Source organism: Streptomyces sp. KR55 (assembly GCF_052245645.1).
In the GTDB taxonomy this organism is placed as follows: Bacteria; Actinomycetota; Actinomycetes; order Streptomycetales; family Streptomycetaceae; genus Streptomyces; species Streptomyces flavusporus.
The window spans coordinates 1-2,379 of the sequence record NZ_JBQQCE010000800.1; the positions used below are offsets into that span (position 1 = coordinate 1).

Sequence of the window (2,379 nt, forward strand, 5' to 3'; positions counted from 1 at the left end):
GATGGGCCACCCCGGCGATGTGGGCGGGGTGCTGGCCGACCGGGTGGCGCTGCTCGACCGGCCCGCCTTCGCGGGTTTCTTCGACACGTCCGGGCAGTCGCGGCCGTTCTCGCTGAAGGCCCTCGACCACCCGGTGCGGGTGCGCATCGACCTGCCCGAGCGGGGCCACGCGGACGCCTCGCGGATGCTGGCGCGGCTGGTGCTGGCGCAGTTCACGGCGAGCGTGCCCGCACGGGAGGACCGGTCGCTGTTCGCCTGCCTGATCCTGGACGACGCGACGGGCGTGGTCACGCCGGAGGCCGTACGGGGCATCCAGCGGCTGCGGTCGGCGGGCGCGGGCGCCGTACTGACCCTGCGCACCCTCGACGACGTACCGCGCCCGCTGCGCGGCCCCCTGCTCGGCGCCACCGGATGCCGGGTGGCGCTGTCCGGCCTCACCCCCTGGGACGGGCAGGACTTCGCCGAGGTGTGGGGCAAGGAGTGGACGGAGACGCGGGACGTCACCGACCGGCAGATCATCGCCGAGACGCCGGCGGGCAAGGCCGTGCACATGCTGCGCCGGGTCATCACCGGAAAGGCGCCGACCGCGCGGGCGGTCACCGTCCGCCAGGTCGAGCGGGAGCGGTGGTCGGCGTCCGAGCTCGCGCACGGGGTGCCGCCGGGGCATGCGGTGCTGTCGCTGACGAACGTGAAGGGGGAGCACGCGCCGCCGCTGCTGGTGGATCTGCGCGACTGAGGTTTTCACGGGCACCGGGACCGTACGGTGAGGCAGAATCGACACAGGTCGTTCATACGTGGCGGCCAAAAGATCACAACGATCAGCCGATCTCCCGAACACAACCACAGACCGACCTGAAGGCCCCATGCCCCCGACGCTCGCCTCCCTCGTCCACCACTCCGCGCTCAAACTCACCGTGCGGGCGGGCGAGGACCGCCTCGACGTGCCCGTCCGCTGGGCGCACTCCAGCGAGCTCGCCGACCCCGTCCCGTACATGGAGGGCGGGGAACTGCTGCTGATCACCGCCCTGAAGCTGGACGCGGAGGACCCGGAGGCGATGCGCCGCTATGTGAAGCGGCTGGTCGGAGCGGGGGTCGTCGGGCTGGGCTTCGCCGTCGGGGTCAATTACGACGAGACGCCCAAGGCCCTCGTCGACGCGGCGGAGGAGGAGGGGCTGCCGCTTCTCGAAGTGCCCCGTCGCACGCCCTTCCTCGCCATCACCAAGGCGGTGTCGGCCGCCATCGCCGCCGACCAGTACCGCGCGGTCACCGCGGGCTTCGCCGCTCAGCGGGAGCTCACCCGGCAGGCGCTCACCGACGGTCCGGAGGGGCTGCTGGCCGGGCTCGCCGCCCAGGTCGACGGGTGGGCGGCGCTGTTCGACGCCTCGGGTGCCGTCGTCGCCACCGCGCCGGAGTGGGCCGCCCGCCGGGCCGCCCGCCTCACCGCCGACGTGGAACGACTGCGCGAGCGCCCCGCGCCGGCGAGTGCCGTGGTCGGCGGACCCGAGCACGAGGACCGCGTCGAGCTGCACACCATCGGCACCGGCCGCCGCCCCCGCGCTGCCCTCGCCGTCGGCACGGCCGCCGCCCTCGGCACCGCCGAGCGCTACGCCCTCCACTCGGCCATCGCCCTGCTCACCCTGACCACCGAGCGCTCCCGTTCCCTACAGGCCGCCGAGCAGCGGATCGGCGCGGCCGTGCTGCGCATGCTGCTCGCCGGGCAGCCGGACCACGCCCGCGGCGTCGCCGGTGACCTGTACGGCGGCCTCCTCGACGCCCCGTTCCGGATCGTCGTCGCCGAGTGCCCGTCCGGGCAGGCGGGCCTCGCCGAGATCGCCGAGGCCGTGGAGGCGGCCGCGGACCGGTCGGGGGAGGCGGTGCTGGTCGTTCCAGAAAGCGAGGGGGAGCGGCTGGTGGTGCTGGCCGCGGACGAGGGCGCGGCGGTCGCGGCCTGCGGGGAGTACGCGACGGGGCGGGAAGCGGCGCGGGCGGGGCAGGAACAGGCGGTGGGGGAGGAGGACGACCTGGTCGTCGGCCTGTCGGCACCGGCCGGACCGATCGCCGCGGCCGCCGCGTACAAGCAGGCCGAGCAGGCCCTGTCGGTCGCCCGGCGCCGGGGCCGGGTCCTCGTCGAGCACGAGCAGCTCGCGGCGGGCTCGGTCCTGCCGCTGCTCGCCGACGACGCGGTGCGCGCCTTCGCCGACGGTCTGCTCCGTGCCCTGCACGAGCACGACGCCACCGGCCGCGGCGATCTGGTCGCCTCCCTGCGGGCCTGGCTCTCCCGGCACGGCCAGTGGGACGCGGCCGCCGCCGACCTGGGCGTCCACCGGCACACCCTGCGCTACCGGATGCGGCGCGTGGAGGAGATCCTCGGCCGGTCCC

Annotated in this window: 1 protein-coding gene and 1 pseudogene; both read left to right on the forward strand. The window is 75.3% G+C overall.

The window, feature by feature from the left end; translation table 11 throughout:
* Positions 1-736: pseudogene (locus tag ACTWQJ_RS50245) on the forward strand (ATP-binding protein); the annotation flags it as partial.
* Positions 737-863: 127 nt separating this feature from the next.
* Positions 864-2,379, forward strand: a 1,516-nt coding sequence (locus tag ACTWQJ_RS50250; protein ID WP_443313022.1) for a PucR family transcriptional regulator, incomplete at its 3' end; no start/stop codon positions are given.